The 19,630-nt window shown below is 33.3% G+C and carries 17 protein-coding genes; 12 read left to right on the top strand and 5 right to left on the bottom strand.

Features of this window, described 5'->3' with window-relative positions:
• Window positions 1–119: 119 nt before the first annotated feature.
• From ACFIM8_RS05145 to ACFIM8_RS05110, 8 genes are all read left to right on the top strand, one after another.
• Window positions 120–1,019, top strand: coding sequence for a septal ring lytic transglycosylase RlpA family protein (locus tag ACFIM8_RS05145; protein WP_375606878.1), 900 nt, complete (start codon window positions 120–122; stop codon window positions 1,017–1,019).
• Window positions 1,020–2,104: 1,085 nt separating this feature from the next.
• Entirely contained in the window at window positions 2,105–3,268 is a 1,164-nt protein-coding gene (locus tag ACFIM8_RS05140; protein WP_375609484.1) for a D-alanyl-D-alanine carboxypeptidase family protein, read from the top strand.
• Window positions 3,269–3,296: 28 nt separating this feature from the next.
• Window positions 3,297–3,941, top strand: a complete 645-nt coding sequence (tmk, locus tag ACFIM8_RS05135; protein ID WP_375614595.1) for a dTMP kinase — start codon at window positions 3,297–3,299, stop codon at window positions 3,939–3,941.
• Window positions 3,938–4,981, top strand: a complete 1,044-nt coding sequence (locus ACFIM8_RS05130) for a DNA polymerase III subunit delta' (RefSeq protein WP_375614594.1) — start codon at window positions 3,938–3,940, stop codon at window positions 4,979–4,981. Before tmk ends, ACFIM8_RS05130 begins: the two co-directional genes overlap by 4 nt.
• Window positions 4,982–5,057: 76 nt before the next feature.
• Window positions 5,058–6,617, top strand: coding sequence for a methionine--tRNA ligase (metG, locus tag ACFIM8_RS05125; protein WP_375608358.1), 1,560 nt, complete (start codon window positions 5,058–5,060; stop codon window positions 6,615–6,617).
• Window positions 6,607–7,380: a TatD family hydrolase gene (locus ACFIM8_RS05120; protein ID WP_375606873.1), complete on the top strand. Its 774-nt coding sequence runs from the start codon at window positions 6,607–6,609 to the stop codon at window positions 7,378–7,380. Before metG ends, ACFIM8_RS05120 begins: the two co-directional genes overlap by 11 nt.
• Before the next feature lie 10 nt (window positions 7,381–7,390).
• Window positions 7,391–8,200: an MBL fold metallo-hydrolase gene (locus tag ACFIM8_RS05115; protein WP_375609481.1), complete on the top strand. Its 810-nt coding sequence runs from the start codon at window positions 7,391–7,393 to the stop codon at window positions 8,198–8,200.
• 109 nt (window positions 8,201–8,309) lie between these two features.
• On the top strand, window positions 8,310–8,669 hold the full coding sequence (locus tag ACFIM8_RS05110) for a hypothetical protein (RefSeq protein ID WP_375606871.1): 360 nt from the start codon (window positions 8,310–8,312) through the stop codon (window positions 8,667–8,669).
• A 289-nt stretch (window positions 8,670–8,958) separates the two neighbouring features.
• Here ACFIM8_RS05110 and ACFIM8_RS05105 read toward each other — a convergent pair whose 3' ends face one another.
• Genes ACFIM8_RS05105 through pcsA form a run of 3 tightly spaced genes read right to left on the bottom strand, consistent with a single transcriptional unit; the run spans window position 8,959 to window position 11,254 of the window.
• Window positions 8,959–9,372 carry a DUF6163 family protein gene (locus ACFIM8_RS05105; RefSeq protein ID WP_375606870.1) on the bottom strand — a complete coding sequence of 138 codons (414 nt, stop codon included), beginning with the start codon at window positions 9,370–9,372 and terminating at the stop codon, window positions 8,959–8,961.
• Window positions 9,369–10,415, bottom strand: coding sequence for an enoyl-CoA hydratase/isomerase family protein (locus tag ACFIM8_RS05100; RefSeq protein WP_375614593.1), 1,047 nt, complete (start codon window positions 10,413–10,415; stop codon window positions 9,369–9,371). Before ACFIM8_RS05100 ends, ACFIM8_RS05105 begins: the two co-directional genes overlap by 4 nt.
• Window positions 10,416–10,441: 26 nt before the next feature.
• Complete coding sequence (gene pcsA / locus ACFIM8_RS05095; protein ID WP_375609478.1) at window positions 10,442–11,254, bottom strand: phosphatidylcholine synthase; 813 nt, start codon at window positions 11,252–11,254, stop codon at window positions 10,442–10,444.
• A 185-nt stretch (window positions 11,255–11,439) separates the two neighbouring features.
• Between pcsA and ACFIM8_RS05090 the strand changes: the two genes are divergently transcribed.
• From ACFIM8_RS05090 to sodC, 4 genes are all read left to right on the top strand, one after another.
• Complete coding sequence (locus ACFIM8_RS05090) at window positions 11,440–12,666, top strand: UbiH/UbiF family hydroxylase (RefSeq protein WP_375606867.1); 1,227 nt, start codon at window positions 11,440–11,442, stop codon at window positions 12,664–12,666.
• Between the two features lie 460 nt (window positions 12,667–13,126).
• A complete protein-coding gene (locus ACFIM8_RS05085; RefSeq protein WP_375606866.1) occupies window positions 13,127–13,471 on the top strand; it encodes a hypothetical protein in 345 nt (114 codons plus the stop codon).
• Entirely contained in the window at window positions 13,449–13,805 is a 357-nt protein-coding gene (locus tag ACFIM8_RS05080) for a hypothetical protein (protein ID WP_375606865.1), read from the top strand. Before ACFIM8_RS05085 ends, ACFIM8_RS05080 begins: the two co-directional genes overlap by 23 nt.
• Before the next feature lie 417 nt (window positions 13,806–14,222).
• Entirely contained in the window at window positions 14,223–14,750 is a 528-nt protein-coding gene (sodC, locus tag ACFIM8_RS05075) for a superoxide dismutase [Cu-Zn] SodC (protein WP_375606864.1), read from the top strand.
• Between the two features lie 637 nt (window positions 14,751–15,387).
• On the opposite strand, the gene ACFIM8_RS05070 is transcribed toward sodC, so the two are convergent.
• Together ACFIM8_RS05070 and ACFIM8_RS05065 are read right to left on the bottom strand one after the other, a co-directional pair.
• Window positions 15,388–16,326, bottom strand: coding sequence for a COG2958 family protein (locus tag ACFIM8_RS05070; RefSeq protein WP_375614592.1), 939 nt, complete (start codon window positions 16,324–16,326; stop codon window positions 15,388–15,390).
• Between the two features lie 426 nt (window positions 16,327–16,752).
• A complete protein-coding gene (locus ACFIM8_RS05065; protein ID WP_375606862.1) occupies window positions 16,753–19,503 on the bottom strand; it encodes a DEAD/DEAH box helicase in 2,751 nt (916 codons plus the stop codon).
• Between the last annotated feature and the right edge of the window lie 127 nt (window positions 19,504–19,630).

Below are 19,630 nucleotides of genomic sequence, written 5' to 3'. Positions count from 1 at the left end.
ATTTAAGAGTGGTATATACGCGAGGGGAATCATTAAAAAACGTAAATTCTTCCGTTGCGTACAAAAAGCGTGATGTGGTTTTTACAGTATTACTTAACAGAAATAAGTGGACTGAATAGATGCCTTCAAATAGAAAAAAGAAAATTACTTTTATGATTAAACCAACACTTCAATTGTTTTCTATGATTGTCATTTCTCAGTCACTGGTATCTTGTTGCGCAAGCCAAACTATGAATTTTTCAATAAAAGATTCCTATCATAATAAACCAATTAACGTAAACACTTCTGTACTACCTCAACAAGTCTCCAATAAGAAAAATCAATCGGAAGAAAAAAAGCGTGGACGAGCGATTGTTGGTAAACCTTATCAAATAAAAGGAAAGTGGTATTATCCTCAAAATGATCCAACTTATAAACGTGTTGGTGAGGCATCATGGTATGGTTCAGACTTTCATGGACGATTAACAGCTAATGGTGAAATTTATGACATGAATCTTTTGACTGCCGCTCATCCTACAATGCCTTTACCTAGCTATGCTCGTGTTACTAATTTGAGAAATGGATCTTCAATCGTTGTTAGAGTGAATGATCGCGGACCTTTTATGAAAGACAGAATCATTGATTTATCAAGGCAAGCTGCGACAATACTTGGTTATGTCGATAAGGGAGTAGCAGATGTTAAGGTGGAATATATCGCTGAAGCACCCATTGGCTATTATGATGGTGCATATTTAATGGCCTCTTATACTCCAGGAAACGCCGTGTCATATTCATTAGCGTCGGAGAATGTTTCGAAAAAAAGAGAAACTGTTTTGTTAAAAGAGCAGCGCAATATAGGGAACAAAAAAGAATTAGCTAAAGCAGCTGCTGTTGAACAGGAACAACGTAATAAAACTGTTGCAGTTAAATTGCCGGAAATTGGTCCTATCATGGTTGATAAGCCGATGCCATTCGATCAAGTTGCTTCTATAAATAAGCTAAACAAAAAAACAAAGGTCAATTGGCTACAACTGTTTTAAGAAAAAATGCGTTGATTTTTTATCAATATAATTTTCTAGTAAAAAAGATAAGAACTTACGGATTTAGTGTAGGGGTTTCATCTTAAGGCGCGTTGTCCTTTTCAAAAAGCGTGGTTGGGTGCTATTATTATAAATTCAGTACGGGCCTTTCCACTCCATTGCTAGTATTTTCGTCGTTTTATGATATTGCTTGCTTAATAAAGCGTGTACTTTTCTTGCTGTAATAGCTTTTGCTAGATGAAGGTAGATTATTGTGTCAGTCTGTTTGTGTAATCTCTAAAACAACTGTACAATCGATTTGAGAAGAATAAAAAGCTTAACAAGTAAAAAAATATTTTCTTTTGATTCGGCCTTGCATCTTTCTAAAGTATCTACGGTAATATCCTATGAAAAGATTATGCATTATCTCATGCTTTTGTTTATCATGTTCTTTAATGGAGTAAGTTCCCTCACGAAAAACAGAGCGTCTCAAACAAAATACACTTACATTGCCAATTCATGGACTTATTTAAAAGAGATATATTTCAACACGCTACAAGCCTATTTTACGACAGCGCCTGTGAATGGCATAACTGTAACGCCTTTAGATATCACCATCTTCACACTTATGAAGATATAAACCGACAACGTCATAGACTTTGCAAGCCCCAATGTTTTGTGCGATAATTCTTAACACTTGAGAGGTTGATAAGAAGTATTTTACTCTCTTTTTTAATAATTTTTATCCATATACGAACCCTGCTTATGACGCGTAAGCAAGTGATTTTATTGAATTTAATATGAGAGGAGGGGATGAGAGAATCTTACAGTATTTTGAATCAAATCCACGTTAAAAGATTATAATTTATCATAACAAATCAAAATACTATCAATAAAAATAGGAAAAAATATTTTGTCTCTCATACTTTAAAATTAAACTGAACCTACATGGAAGATAAAAAGCGTGTCATATTATTTTTTTCTAAAGCTAAATGAAAATAAAATCTTTTTGTGAGTTGTAAATAATTCCTCAATTTGCAGCAATCAAAAAGTTTTTTCCTATATAGTAAATTCTTTATGCTGATTTTTAGATGGGAGGAGCGGCTATGTATACAGTATTAAGGATCTTATTAATATTATGGGGAGTATTGGCATTTGATACATGGGGGAGAGCGCAAGATTTTCAAACTCCCGCATCCCAATTGTTATTACTCGATGATGATACAGAGACAGTACTCTATGAAAAACAAAGTGCTATTCCTTTTTTCCCTGCTTCATTAGTAAAATTGATGACAGCAGAAGTTGTATTTCATCAATTAAAAAAAGGATTATTAAAAAGTACGCAGAAATTTAAGGTCAGTGAAAATGCTTGGCGCAAGGGTGGAGCACCTTCTGGTACAACCACTATGTTTGCAAAGATAAAAACAGAAATCAGTGTTTATGATCTGTTGCGTGGTTTAATTATTGTCAATGGAAATGATGCTGCTATTATTCTTGCTGAAGGCATATCAGGAGATGAAGCTCATTTCGCAAAGTTGATGAATCAGCGCGCTAAAATGATTGGATTATCTCAGAGTCATTTTGTTAATGCAACAGGGCTTCCCGAAGAGGGACAATTTGTAACAGTGCGTGATATGATTATATTAGCACGTTACATTACTCAGGAATATCCAGATTATTATGCACTTTATCGTGAACCTCATTTTACGTGGAATAATATTTTTCAACGTAACAAAAACCCTCTTATTTCTAAGGAAATTGGTGTAGAAGGATTTGGTTTTGGCTACAGTAAAAAAGAAGGTTTTTCAATGGTTGCCACCATTTCTAAAAATCATCAACGTCTTTTTTTAGCAATCAATGGTTTGCAAGATAGAAAAAAATATACAAAAGAAATAGAACGCATTCTTCAATGGGGAATGACGGCATTTGATCTCAAAACGATTTTCACAAGAGAAGAAACGGTTGGTCGTGCTCCTGTTTATGGTGGTAAGCAAAATTTTGTTCCACTCATTGTTAAAACACCAATAAGTTTTATGCTTTCGAATGAAAAAAAAGTAAATGTTAAAGCAAAAATTAAATATCATGGTCCATTGAAAGCCCCCATCGTTTCTGGGCAATCAGTTGGCGTTATTCAAATTTTAGAAGATAAAAAGGTTCTTCTGGAAAAACCAGTTTTTGCCGGAATGAATGTTCAGGAAGGAAGTTTCTTTGCAAAAGTAAAAAATGCATTCTATGAAATCACAATTGGATGGTTACGGAAATATTTATAGTTACGCGCTAATAAGGTTAAGGTCATACGTGTCAGGTTATTTTATTACATTCGAAGGAGGGGAGGGAGTAGGAAAAACAGTACAGATTTCTTTGCTTGCTGAGTATCTCTCTCACAAAGGTTATGATGTTGTTACAACACGAGAACCAGGAGGAACGGCAGGAGCAGAAGCAATCCGACATATTTTATTGTCAGGGAAGATACAACAATATGGACCATTGATTGAAGCTGTTTTGTTTACAGCGGCACGTGTCGACCATGTTACTGAGGTTATCGCACCTTCTTTGCAAAAAGGTAAAATCGTTTTATGTGACCGCTTTATTGATTCTACACGCGTTTATCAAGGCCTCAATGATACCGTCAGTTCTTCTCTTCTTTCTGTTTTAGAGTGTATTGCGCTCAATGGTATTTTGCCTCATTTAACATTTTTATTAGATATGCCAGCAGTGTGTGGTATGAAGCGTGCAAATTTGCGAAGAAAAAAAACAGAAGAAATTGATTATTTTGAAAAAGATCAGTTGGAAATTCAAGAACAAAGGCGTCAGGCTTTTCTTCAATTGGCCAAACGGGAACCCCATAGATTTCGAGTCATTGATGCCACTGGCTCAGTGGAAGCCATTGCTCATCAAATAAAAAATATTTGTCATCAGGTATTGTTGGAGCAGCTTTCATGAGTAATGTAAATACCTTACGCCAATATGATGATATTGATACAATTTTATCACCATCCCAGAACAATGTTCTCTTTGGTCATGAGGATGTTCGTCATTTTTTGACACAAATGCTTAAAGAAGAGCGTTTGCATCATGCATTATTATTTGAAGGAGAATATGGGATTGGAAAGGCTACATTAGCCTTTCATCTTGCTTGGAATATTTTAAGTTTTCAACAGAGTTCTTTCCTGAAACCCGATCCTTATTCTACCCCATGGCGCCAAATTACACAAGGAAGTCACCCTGGTCTTTTGTATATTTCACGTCGATTTGATGTGAAAACGCAAAAGTTTAAAACAGGAATACTCGTTGATGATATCCGTGATATTATGCATTTTTTAAGTCGAACATCGCAAGATAATGGATGGCGTATTGTTATTATTGATTCTGCAGATGATATGAATAGAAATGCAGCAAATGCAATTCTCAAAATACTTGAAGAACCACCTACAAAAACGTTATTTGTTATTATCGCACATTCTTCAGGAAAATTGCTTCCAACAATCCATTCACGGTGTCAAAAAATTTCTTTTCGTCCGTTGAATAACGATGAAATGAAAAAAGTTATTATACATATTTTCGCCGATCAGGATTTACCTGATGAAAAAACAATTGAAATGATTATTAAAAAATCTAAAGGAAGCCCTCGAAAAGCCGCTTTACTTATTTGCCATGGCGGTCTTGAAATTATTAAAACAATTGATGCTCTCCTAGAGAAACCTGTTTGTAACGCAACGATTGTACATACTCTTACACAAACATTTTCATCTGTTTCTTCTACATTCCAATTTCAACAATTTTGTGATGAAATTCTTAATAAAATTCAAAAAAAAGCTATTATGCTCGTTGAAAAGGGAGACTTATTTCTCTCAAAAAAATATGCGGGAAAATGGCAAGAGATTCATCAAGAAATAGAGGAAATACAACTGTTTAATCTCGATAAAAAGCAGTTTGTTATTAACTTACTTTTTAAAGTTCATAAGATCATTCATGAGAATTAGTTTTTCCGTGACAATGCGATGAACAAACGTTATGTCATAATATCTTCTATTTATAGCGTTTTACAACGAGTATGACATGCGTGACACATATTACATAACAACTCCCATTTTTTATCCTAATGGTGCTCCACATATTGGACATGCTTATAGTGCCATTGCAAGCGATGTTTTAGCCCGCTTTCAACGGTTAAACGGGAAAAATGTATTTTTTCTTTCTGGTACAGATGAGCATGGTCTCAAGATGCAACAAACCGCAGCTGCATTAGGCATGACACCTCAGCAACTTGCAGATCGTAATAGTGCGGTATTTCAAAAAATGCTTGCAGTATTAAATTGTTCTAATGATGATTTTATCCGTACGACAGAAGAACGCCATTATCAAGCGTGTCAAGAAATTTGGAAAAAGATGGAAGCAAATGGTGATATTTATCTCGGCCGTTATACGGGGTGGTATTCGATTCGCCAAGAAGCCTATTATGAAGAGAAAGATACGGAAGTTGGACAAGACAATATCCGTCGCGAGAAGGAATTAGGCTCTCCAGTTGAATGGAATGAAGAAGAAAGTTATTTTTTTAGGCTTTCTCGTTATGAAAAGGCTCTTCTTGAATATTATGAAAAACATCCTGATTTTATTGCTCCACTTGAGCGGCGAAATGAAATTATAAGTTTTATCAAATCGGGTTTAAAAGATATCTCTATTTCACGCACAAGTTTTAATTGGGGCGTTGCTGTTCCTGATAATCCAAAGCACGTAATGTATGTTTGGGTTGATGCACTTACAAATTATCTATCAGCAATTGGTTTTTTCAATGAAAATTCAACAAAACGTGATTTTTGGCCTGCAAATACGCATATTATTGGTAAGGATATTATTCGTTTCCATGCAGTCTATTGGCCAGCATTTTTAATGTCTGCTGGAATTGATTTGCCTAAGAATATTTTTGCACATGGTTTTTTACTTAATCGTGGTGCAAAAATGTCAAAATCTATTGGAAATGTCGTTGATCCTTTTGAAATGGTTGATCATTACGGTCTTGATCAGGTCCGTTATTTTCTTCTCCGTGAAGTGCCATTTGGACAAGATGGTAGTTATAGCCATGAGAGTTTAGTGAACCGTATTAATGCTGATCTTGCTAATGATCTTGGTAATTTGGCACAGCGCTCTTTATCTATGATTGCCAAAAATTGTAATGCACAAGTCCCAAAACCAACTTCATTCTTAGTTCAAGATAAACAGCTTTTAGAACAATCTCTTCAGGTGCTGGAAACTGTACATCAAGCAATGTCTTCTCATAGTATGCATTTAGCCCTTTCAGCTATTTTTTCAATTGTAGCAGATGCCAATCGCTATTTTGCCAACGAACAACCTTGGAGTTTACGTAAAAATGATCGAGATCGGTTTTCTACAGTTCTTTATATAACTGTAGAAATCTTGCGGCGAATAGGAATAATGCTTTTGCCTTTCATACCTCAATCAGCAGCAAAACTTCTTGATAGCCTTGCGATTGCTGAAGATGATCGGTTGTTGTATCATATAAGCCATGCGAAAATTCAAGAAGGACTTGATCTTCCACCACCAGAACCAATTTTTCCTCGTTATATCTTGAAGAAAGAAGATACTCATCATGTTGATTGATACACATTGTCATCTTGATTTTGAAGATTTTTCACAAGATTTGGATAATGTTATCCAACGGGCTTTAGATGCTAACGTTAAACGTATGATAACAATTTCAACCCATGTTCATAAGTTAGATAAGCTGTTAGCTATTGCGCAAAGCTATGATCAAGTCTTTTGTTCCGTTGGAACACACCCCAATCATGCGCATGAAGAACAAAATATTACAGCGGAAGAGCTTATACAGCTCTCGAATCATCCTAAAATTGTTGCGTTTGGGGAAGGGGGGCTTGATTATCATTATGATTACTCTACACCAGAAGAACAAAAGAAAGTTTTTCAAGAACATATCATCGCTTCTAGAGAAACACAGATTCCTCTTGTTATCCATTCACGCAATGCCGATATCGATATGGAAAAAATATTGCGCAAACAGATAAAAGAAGGAGCTTTTCCCTTTATCCTTCACTGTTATTCATCAGGAATGCAACTTGCTCGTGCTGGAATTGAGCTTGGTGGTTATATTTCTTTTTCAGGTATTCTTACTTTTAAAAACGCTCTTGAAATCCGTGAAATAGCAAAAATTGTGCCCCATGAACATTTGTTGGTGGAAACAGATGCACCATTTTTAGCACCTACCCCTCATCGGGGAAAAACAAATGAACCATCTTTTGTATGCTATACAGCAGCTGTTTTGGCTGAAACAATTGGTTTAAGCATTGAAGAAACAGCTCAAATAACAACCCGTAATGCTTTTCGTTTATTTAGCAAAATGAAATAAGGCAAAAGCTATGTGTGATCAATACCGATTTACAATATTAGGGTGTGGGCCTTCTCCAGGAGTGCCAAGACCTAATGGTGATTGGGGAACATGTGATCCGAATAATCCTAAAAATAAACGCTACAGAAGTTCTTTATTAGTTGAACGCATTAAACCATCAGGGAAAAAAACAACAATCGTTATTGATACGGGGCCGGATTTTCGCTCACAAATGATTGAAGCGCATGTGGACCATCTTGATGCTGCTCTTTACACACATTCTCATGCAGATCATATCCACGGTATTGATGATTTACGCAGCTATGCACTTGCACAAAAATGTTTAATAGATATCTATGCTGACAGATTTACACTAGAACATCTCAAAAATGCTTTCGGATATTGTTTTCAAACACCAAAAGATTCATCTTATTCTCCTATTTTAAAAGAGCATCTTATCAATGAAGATAGCCAATTTATTATTCAAGGGGAGGGTGGAGCAATAAGCGTTAATACGCATTTACAACACCATGGAAATATTCATTCTTTAGGTTTCCGTATCGGAAATGTTGCCTATTGTACAGATGTTAGTGAGTTTCCTGAAAAAACATTATCAAAACTAATGGGTTTGGATGTTCTCATCATTGAAGCCCTTCAATTTAAATCTCACCCAAGTCATTTTTCTGTTGATCAAGCATTACAATGGATAAAATATTTAAAGCCAAAACAAGCAATACTCACACATATGGATAGATCGCTGGATTATAATGCAGTCGTAAATTACGTTCCATCCTCTGTAAAACCTGCGTATCAGGGCCTTACTTTCGAAACAACCGCATAAGTTTATTCATATAATATTTTACGTTAAATAAAGTTTTTTGAAGATTATCCTTTATTTTGTTTTATTTTTGACATAAATGTCACTTTTTTATGTTTAAAATGAGGTTTTTATGTATAAGAATTTTAAGCGGGGTGTATGTATTGCCGTTTTAGCAGTTTCCTTAACAGCATGTGGGGGGCGTTTAGAAAAAAATATTGCAACGACAACATTACATGATGGATCAATGAGTTGCACCGATATTCAACGGGAGTTTTTTGCTAATAAACGACAGATTAATGATACAATTAGAGAGCGTTCTACAGCAAGAAATAAAAATGTAGCTTTAGCAGCGGCAGGTGTTGTATTTTTACCTGCTCTGTTTTTTATGGATCCTAAATCCAGTGAAAGCAATGAAATTTCGGCTTTAAATAATCGTAATGCTGTTTTAAGTGATCTTGCACGTATGAAACGTTGTAAAATAGTACAGTAATTTTTCTTATTTATTATATGTAATTTTATTATCACTATTTTTGGTCTTTAAGGAATATACTTTAAAGACCAAATTTTATTTTAAAAGTAAATTGTATGATATAAATATGATGATGTTTTAAAGTAGGGTTTTCTTTTGGGATAAAGGATTTATCTTCTGTATCATGTTATCGCATAATATATATTATGGAACTTTTTAGAAAGGGCGTATTTTAATATATAAGAATAGAAGTTTGATAATTGAGGTGAATATCTTTTACTTATTACTTAAAAAACTTTTTGATGACTTTTCATAATGGTTTTTTATTTTTTACTCTTTTTAAAAAAATCATCATAATTTGTAAGATAATAAAAGCTAAAAATAATATTCCATGAAACAATGGTACAAAAGGCTGATAAATAAAATCGGAATAATATATTGCTATTGTTTCAATCAATGCGGCAACACACCATAAAATAATGCCCCATAGTGAATACATCCAAAGACCAATTAAAGCAATAGGATAGAGAATAGCCAATATAGCTGATGCAAATTGCCACTGCCAAGGCATAAGGTCAAAACGCCATAAAACACCTGGAAAGACCCCCACAAGGCGTATCCAATAAAAAATACCTAGAACTAAGCAAATAAGTGCCAAAAACCGTAAGTAACAGTTATAGATTAAATTGATTTTTGAAATCTGTTTGTGTGAATTATTTTTCACAATAATAACTCTTGTTCAACAGGTTGGAAGTAAGAATCTACCATTTCATCTGTCACATTTGAAAGTTTATCTGGCTGCCATTGAGGTCTTTTATCCTTATCGATTAACATAGCACGTATACCTTCATAAAAATCATGTGAATGAATCATATGATGCGCTATGCGGTTTTCAATTTTCATACAGTCTTCCAACGTTTGAGATGAATTTTGTTTCATTTGTTTCCAAATAACTTTTAAACTTGTCGGAGAACGTGACTGCAAAATATCATAACATTCTTTAGCAAATAAAACATCTTCATTGCTTTTTTTATGTAGCAACTCAAGACATTCTTCTAAGCTATAGGCACTAAAACAAGTATCAATAATACAACGTATTTCGTAACTCGTTTCATAGTCTTTTGTAATGGATCGCTCGTTTAAAGCTAAAAGAGGATCTCCTTGTTCGATAATAGCTTTTCTAACCCTATCGAATTCAATTTCAGGAACAGCATGTGTTGCTAATCCTAAATTTAAGCAATCTCCCCACTTTATGCATGCGCCAGTTAATGCAAGATAGATGCCAAAATGATTAGGCAAAGATGGTAAGAAAAAACTTGCACCCACATCTGGAAAAAATCCAATCGCACCTTCTGGCATAGCAAAAACTGTATTTTCTGTAACAATTCGATGCGAACCATAGAGAGAAATACCTACCCCTCCCCCCATCCAAATACCGTTTAAGAAAGAAATGTAGGGTTTTGAAAAATGTTTGATATAAGCATTTAAGCTATATTCATCCCTAAAGTATTGACAAGCAGAGGCACTTTTCCCCATATGATGGATTTCCACAACATCTCCACCAGCACAAAAAGCACGACCCTCCCCTTCAATTAAGACACAAGAAACATTGTCATCTGTTTCCCATGTTCTGAGAGCTTTTCTTAAAGCTGAAACCATTCGTTGATTAAGAGCGTTTAATGCTGAAGGACGCGTGAGCTTTATAATACCAGCACATCCTTCTTTCGTAAAAGAAATATCATCACCTGCTCCAAAGTCAATTTGCATCTTACACCCTTTTAAAAACAACTATTTCATTGTTTTTTTATATTCCCCCCCCCAAGTTGAGGAAATATTTGCATGATTGCACCAATACAATATATATAAATTCCTGTCACCGAAATTCCTATTTTAACCCAATACGGAGCCTCTAGTTGATAAAAGAAGGCAGAAACACCAAAAACACACCATAAGAGAAAAATGGGAAAATTAACTCTACGTAAACGAAGGACTCTTACTGGATGAATAAAATAAATTGGTAAAAAAGATATAATCGCCGATAAAACAATAATGATAAAAGTAATCCACTCTCCTGGCCTGACGACAAAAAGCGTAAAAATCATCATATTCCAAACAACAGGAAATCCTTTAAAAAAGTTTTCTTTGGTTTTCATACTAGTATCTGCATAATAAATAGCAGATGAAATAACAATGATTGCACTCAATGAAAATGATAACCCTACCCCCATAAAACCACTTTGATAGAGTGCAAAGGCAGGAATTAAGACATAAGTCACGTAATCAATAATATTATCTAACAGCTCTCCAGACCATGTTGGAAGAACGTATTTAACATCAAGTTTGCGTGCAATTGGTCCATCTATACCATCAACGAGAAGGGCAAGCCCAAGCCAACAGAACATAGCTGTCCATTCTTTTTGAGAGGCTGATATAAGAGAAAGAAACGCTAAAAATGATCCCGAAGCTGTTAGTAAATGAACGGAAAAGGCCTTTGCTTGTGGCATTGTTACTTTTTTATGGCGTAATAATTTAGCATTTGTTTTGATTTTCTTTGTTAGTTTACGTTTCAAGGTTTTCTTATCCTCGTTTTTAAAGTCTTCAATCATCTATCAATACGCCATTTTTTACCGATGATATAACTCAACATTTTAAAAAATCATAAAAAGGTTACTTTTTTATATCGCATTATTTATTACATACTATAATAATAGAAGAGCTTCATATAATAAAAAGAGAGTGATCATTTGGAAATGTTAAAATATTTTCTCAATGGAGAAAGGTTCAAACAGTTGTGATCTTTGAAAAAAACGAGCATAGAGATATTGCTGTTATTGGTGCAGGTCCTGTCGGAATGTTAGCTGCGCTGAGTCTTGCACATGAGGGGCTTTCTGTTTTTCTTGTTGGGCCCCCTGCTCATACAGATGAGTTACGAACAACTGCTCTTATGATGCCTGCAATACGCATGCTTCAAAAACTCAATATTTGGGATAATCTTCAAAAACATGCAGCTGCTTTATCGTCCATGAGAATTATAGATATAACTTCTAGAATTGTGCATGCTCCTACGGTACATTTTTCTTCTGCTGAAATTGGTGAAAAAGCTTTTGGCTATAATATACCTAATGTAAAATTAAACAGTGCTTTAGTCGATGCTGTTACACATACGCCTAATATTACAAGATTTGTTTCTGCAGCCAAATCTGTTCATCATACAAAAAACCATGTATGTATTACTCTTGCTGATTGTAGAGTCATTCAAACACCACTTGTTGTTGCAGCCGATGGGCGTCACTCTCTTACACGTGCCGCAGCAGGGATAAGTGTCAAACAGTGGAATTATCCACAAAAAGCACTTGTTCTCAACTTTTCTCATGAGTTTTCTCATCAAAATACATCAACTGAATTTCATACAGAACACGGTCCATTTACACAGGTTCCACTACCAGGACGAAGATCTAGTCTTGTATGGGTTGTTCATCCTTCCCTTGCTGAAGAATTATTGAATATAGAACCAAAAACAATTGCAAAAATGATCGAAAACAAAATGCAATCAATGCTTGGAAAGCTAAGCTTAGAAACATCAATTCAAGCATGGCCGCTTTTCGGACTTCTTTCTCATCATTTTGCTGCTAACCGAACAATTTTAGTCGGTGAAGCCGCTCATGTTTTCCCCCCTATTGGAGCACAGGGATTGAATTTAGGATTGCGTGATGTCCAAACTTTAATTGATATTTTACCCAATAAAATATCCAACTCTAACACTGAAATGATTGTTGCACATTATAACAAATGCCGCAAACCAGATATATTAATCCGAAGTGGAGCTGTTCATACACTGAACTCTGCTCTACTTTCTCATATGTTGCCTGTTCATATCATACGAAGCATTGGGCTTGGTTTGTTACATAGTTTCCCGCCATTACGTAATTTATTTATGCGCGAAGGAATGTATCCCGGTTATGGATTCAAGGAAATTATGCAAATATTTCCAACAAAATCATCTAAAAAACTCTACTAAGCAATAATGGATAATAACGTAAAATAAAAAATAATAAATTGCATTTTTAATCATATCTATTACTGATGTAAAAATATACTTTTGTTCTTTCTAAGAAGTAACAAATTATATTAGAATAATTAATTATATTTATTTAATTTATTTGTAATAATAATATGTATAATTAATATAACTATACATCTATTTTTTATTAAATAATTATTATATATATTAGTATATTGATATGAAATAAGAGAAAACTGAATTATATACTACAAATTAAATAATAAATATATCTTGCTAAATCATAGCTGTTAAATTTAGAACTATAAAGAAAATGAAAAATAAAAAACAGTTTTATTTAATCAATATATTTTCAAAACTTTTTATTGTTAATTATAATATTAAAAATAAAATCATCTTTGGAACCTGTTAGTAACACAGAGGTTAATGAAGTGTTGTTTCAACAAATGGTAATAAGATGACACTAAATAATTTTTTGAAATTAAGTACTTTTTTTATAATGATTGCATGTGTCTCGTTGATAGTCACGACTTCAATAAGTGAAGTTTTTCACCTTCCTTATTGTCAAGCCTTTACCTATAGCTCTACTCAAAAGGTCACTAAAATAGGTCAGAACTCATTTACTGCTTCACAAGTTAAAAATTGTCTTATGCAAAATGGTTTTGAGAATATTAAACGATTACGCTTAGATGACAATGGTATCTGGCGTGCTTTGGTAAAATTTAAAAAGTCCCATTTTTTCGTATCCGTTGACTATTCAGGAACAGTTAGCATTCAAAATGAGAGAAAAGAATATGATTGATTTTAAAATTTACAGCAACGTTTCTTTTTACAGCCGTAAGAAAAAAAAATTAAAAAAGTGCCGCCATTCTATTAAAGAATTTGCTTTTATTGGCGGTTTAAATGGTAGCCTATCAGGAGCTATCGCGGCAACTCTTGCAACTTATGGTTATATTGCTCTTCCAGGATTTGGTCCAATTATTGCAATGGGTATAAGAGTAGCACTTTCTTCCGGAATAATAATAGGAGCACTGATAGGATCAGGAATGGGAGGGAGTGTCGGTATATGCTGTATTTTATGGGAAATTTATACGAATCATAATAATTCTTTCTCTTATAAATTTCATAATAAATAGAAACTCCTCGTCATTTTTTCTATGAAAAACAATTAAATCATCAACAAATTATATGTTATTTTTTTTGATGAAACGATCATCATATTATAAATGAAATAATAGCTAATTTACTAGAATTCCTTATTTAATTTCTCATTATATCTCAAAAAGTAGATTTTTTAAAAGCATCTCTTGAAGAAATGTAAGTGAGATATAATTATTCATCCATAAAGCTGTATTTTTTATAGATCAAAAAATAAAAATTATGTTCAGAGATATATAAACATATTTTAATTTATTTGCTCTTTATAAGAACTAATATTTCTATGTAAATTATTTTTCTTAAAGTTCAAATTAAGACACTTATATAAGATATAATTAGTATAGATTATTATTTATAGATAATAATCTATTTAAATATAAGTATAAAGGTATTTTATGAAAAAAATATTATTATCATTATTGTTTTTTATGGCATTTTTAATTCATAAAAATTCTGCATTAGCACTATCAAAACAAATAAATATTTATAAATTAGAAAATAACAATTCCAAAAAGGCTATTGGTAGCATTAAAATTGAAGAAAACATACACGGTTTGATTTTTATCCCTAATTTATCTACTTTATCAGAAGGGATTCATGGTTTTCATGTACATGTAAATCCTTCATGTGATACAAAAGATGGCATAATAGGTGGAAGCGCGGGTGGACATTATGATCCAGAGCATACTGGGAAACACTTAGGACCCTATAATGTCAATGGTCATCTTGGTGATTTACCGGCACTTTATGTTGATAAGCAAGGAAATGCCGTAATGAGCGTTCTTGCTCCACGATTAAAAACAATCTCTGAAATTAAAGGGCGCTCTTTAGTCATTCATTTAGGGGCTGATAATCAATCAGATAAACCATTACCGCTTGGCGGAGGTGGAGCACGTTTAGCGTGCGGTATTATTGAAAAATAAATAGAATATTGTGTTACACACACTCTCTTGAGCATAAGATATGATAGAAATTTATTTTTTAAATCCATTTCAAGAAATGAAATAAACTATGTGAATATTTTATAAAATTGATATTTCTTTTTAAATATTTAATGCAGAGAATAAAGAACTTAATAATAATCAGAACGAACAGAAATCGGAAACAAGGAAAGAGCAGAATAAATTTTCTGTAAGAAACTTCAGTATGAGGAGGAAATTTTTTCAATGCTTGATGTTATGTTAAACAGAAACAACAAAGTTTAATTTTATTTTCTACAATACAAAATATGTAATGAATTATAATCATTAAATCTAGTATCTAATGGGATCACATCTCTTGCACAAAATAGAACACTCCAAACAGAATTTCCACACGCCCCTTCCCTATCGCCTCTCTCGTGAGATGCACGAAAACAACCTTGATTGATTAACACCAATATAAGATAGTTTAAAATGATTGAATGCTATGATATTCAGACTTCTCATTTAAGTCAAAAATACCAATTATCATTATAAATCAATGTATTACCTAAATATAATCATCAAATAAAACCATGAAAGTAATTTTTTATCACTCTACAAAAAGAGCCTTTAAACAATAGAGCTTTTTTAATACTCCTCATGGATCCATATAATCCCAATCCAATGGACGCATTTCACCAGTTTGATAAAATTGACGAATGAGTTTAATATAATCAAAAAAGTCCTTGTTTTCTTTCACTAATCTATTAGCAGTATCCCAATCAATATCACTACGTTCTTTCGCTGGAATTATGATCTCACTCTCAGAGGCGTTTTCCTTGTCGAGTCTTATAAATCCAATTCCATGCAAGCTTGAAAGCATCCGAAGTTCTTTTAATGTATCAATACCTTCAATTTCACTCGCAACTAAATAGCTCAAATTAGCCCATGAAGAATTGCTAACTGTTTGAAAAAATGCTTTCCGTAAATTTGAACGATTAATGAGAATTTTAACTTCAAAAGACCAAAGCTTTGTCTTTTTATCAAAATATTGCAAAATACAGTCTTTGATTTCACGATTCCATTCCCTGCTTAAATCTTGCATCCCTACGAGATCTGGATAAAGCCATTTATTGCCGCCCGCACCATGTTTATTACGAGAACATTTCTCATTAATGCGTTTGCTGTAAACAGCAAGCTCTGTCCATAAAAATTTAGATAATAACGGATAAAGATCATGCTCTTTAACAGAGCCATCTTCTGGCCTATAATCTACATTGTCCTCTGCTGCATCAATTTCAGCGCTATCTGTTTGTTTAGTAAAATAATACTGCCGCGGTCGTCCTTCAGTGGTTTTAATTTCTGGATAACGCTTTTGTAATTGAGAGCGCAGAGACCCTATTTCAGCAACAATTTGCTGAATAAGAGCTGCATCACTATGAAGGGGAGAGATTATTGCCGTTGAACGCTTTTGTTTTTGGCGGCATTTTTCTGGATAATTCTCAAATATCCATTGAGCAATTTCTCGAGCTGTAAATTTTTTTGTCGGGTTTTTCTTTAAAAAATTAAAAACAGTGTTTGTTAAATTCAAAGTCATATGTAAAGTAGCCTACTTTTATCTTCTGGATATTCCATTATATTCAGATATTTCAAAAGAGAACACAACAAACTGTCTATTTTTTTTGAAAAAAGCTGTCTATAAAATTAAAATATTTTTTCTGAATTTGTGACTACAAATTCAAGGTTTTGTTTCATATAAAGAAAGTAAGCTTCTATTTTTATCAAAAATCATAAATGGGCTGAAAATCCCCATAAAAAAGCATAATATTGTATAATTTCCCTATAAATTTTTCCTTTTACTTTAAGTTAGTTAGAAAAAAATAATAATTTCATGATTTAAGAATTAGCTCATATTCTTAAATTAATGGTGCAACAGGGAACAAAATTAAAAATAATATTCAAACATTTGATTATTTCTCGCATCGACCAGTTAAAAAACTTATGTTTTTTTTAAAGCAAAAAGTTATGTGCTCTCAAGTATAGATTCTGAAATGGTAAATTCTGCACACAAACCTTCAAAACTACTATTTGCTTTAATAGCATCATGGGGAATAAGAACATAATACCATTTTTTACCACCGTAAGTAGCTGCATAATGCGTTGCATGACAACACCATTGAACTGCAGCTTGTTTCTTTTTTAAAACAATAGCGTTTTGTATTTCAGAAGCTTTTTTAGGTTCACAAAGATATTTGGCATCCTTCGTTTCTACAACAAAATCTGGTTCATAGGCTGATCCTTTATCATATTCTATCTTGAAAAAACCTCGAGCGGGTTTCATCCATTTCAATACTTTTGCATCGTCTTCTAATATTTGAGCAAATCGTAATTCCCCTTCTACTGAGTCAAACTTTTGCAAAGGATAACAACATTTCCTAAAGCCGCTGAATATAAGTTTCTTAATGTCTCTTTTAATGGCAGGAATATTACGAAAATCAATAGGAGATGTTCCTTGCGGCAAAACATAATGGATAGGTGTTAAAGTTGTAAAACCTCGTGTAACTTTAATCTCATAATCTTTTTGTGTTTCCCATTGATGTTTTCTTAATTGCGCAACAATAAAAGTATTAATCTTATGCTGATAGTGAATTAATACGTTCTCAACAGCTATATCATTGGGTAAATAAGATTGGAAATGCTCTACCATCTGACAAGCCAATTTTCGTAATAATGGCGTATGGCTATCATAATCGATAAAATCATTATCAATAAAACCACGAATGATGTAATTTTCAAGATGAGGTTCTTTAATATATTTATCTTTAGAAGTGAGAAAAATGCTTTTATGGGTACGCAATTCTCGAATTAAAAGTTCTTTACTAACAGGTTGCAAATTTAAACTTTCTAGATTCTCCAAATCAAAATCAGAAAAACCATAAGTAACCTCACGCGAAGGAATGAGTACAATATTAGGAATATCTATGATCAGTTCTGGTAATTGTTTTGTCAGAATTGTAACCACTTTTGACACAAGAGACTTTTGTGCTAGCGGTATAATACTCATAATTTTATTATTCATTTTTTCTTGTATCGGTGCAGAACAAAGCATTTGAGAACTTGGTAAATTATCATTCTCTTTAATAATATCCCATGCGATAGCAGCAATTTCTTGTTCTTCAGAGGTTAATGTGGGTGAATCTGTATTACGTAACATGATACCGTGTAAATCAGATGTTCCATTTATATCGGAATGACGTGTTACTATCGTTTTTATAAATAAAGCTTCTGCTTGACTTGGAACTGCCACTATATCCGATTTTTCAGAGGATATATCACCCCCTGTTCCAATCTCAATATGCTTTTTTATAATTGAATTCGGATCGTTCGCACGATCAATAATATCTTGAAAACGATCATGCGCAATGATTGTTAAACGATCAATAGATTCTATGCCTGTTCTATGCCCATAAGGCAAACGCAATCCACGCCCAATTGTTTGTTCTGTTAAAATTTCTGAAGCCGATGCACGCAACGGTACGATAGTATAAAGATTGCTAACATCCCATCCCTCCTTTAATTTATTAACGTGAATAACAATTTCTGTTGGCTCATGAGGATTCTCAATCACAATGAGTTTTTGAATATTTTGATCTTCCTCTATATTTGACTGTTTTGTATGAATCTCTATAACTTTTCCCTTATAAGCTCCTGCAAAAAAATCATCTGATTCCAATAAATCACGCAATTTCTGTGCATGATTTGTATCTTGAGCGACAACTAAAATAAAAGGCTTAACAAATTTTTTGTTATAATCTTTGGCATAGGCAATTAAATCTGCTTTCACGTTTTCATGGGCATGAATTGCATCTTGTAATTTAATATGTTCTAATTGTTCAGATGTATAATTTTGAGGATGAAAGTCTTTACGTGTAGCAACAGCAGGCTCTTTTACAAAACCATCTCTCATAGCCTCTGCAAGTGAATAACTGTAAACAACATTTTTAAAATCTACAGGTTTTGCACCTATTGTTTTCGGTGTCGCTGTAAGTTCTATTCCTAAAACAGGTTTTAACTCATTAATTGCTGCTGCACCAGCAGACGCTCGATAACGATGCGCTTCATCCATTAACAAAACTAAATCAGGAAGATTTACGAGATAATCAAAATAACTTTCACCAATCGTTTCTTGTAAGCGTTTAATTCGCGGAATACTAGATTTTAGTGTGCCTTTTTTATTATCCGTTGTATTAATTTTAGAAATATTAAAAATATTGATAAAGGCCGTATCCCGATTTTCAAACAAACGTTTTTGTCCGTAATAGTGGTGTTCATCAGCGCGAATACCTTTACCACTTTCATAATCTTCACCTGTAATAATAATGGGTCTATTTGCAATGAATTCACTTATTCCACTGAAAACATACTTCGGACTTTGAGGACTAAAATCCTGTTTTAATTTTTCATAAATAGTCAAGTTTGGCGCTAAAACAAAAAAATGTCGGCTACGACCTGTTAAATAAAGATAGCTAATAAAAGCTCCCATAAGTCGCGTTTTTCCAACTCCCGTTGCTAAGGCAAAACAAAAAGAGGGAAAGCTTCGTTCAAAATCTTGTACAGAAGGATAGAGACTTTTTATTATTTCTAATTTCGAAACTAAATCAGCATTTTTAGAAAGCTCTATATTTTCTAAAATTTTCACCAAAATATTTAATGATTCACGTTGAGGATCACGCAACGATAAGCGAGCTGAAATCCTTTTTTCAACACTGTTCATAAAAAACTCCGCTTTTTATATATTATTCAAATAGATCTAATTCTTGTTGCGCAATATCTTTATCTTTGTCGCTTTCTTTTACCACAATCATTGGTTCAAGATTGGCTACATTTAAACTATAATCATC

The organism is Bartonella sp. AC535YNZD (assembly GCF_042196625.1).
In the GTDB taxonomy this organism is placed as follows: Bacteria; Pseudomonadota; Alphaproteobacteria; order Rhizobiales; family Rhizobiaceae; genus Bartonella.
Note: the sequence above shows the minus strand (reverse complement) of the source record. Positions and strands in the feature narration are given on the sequence as shown.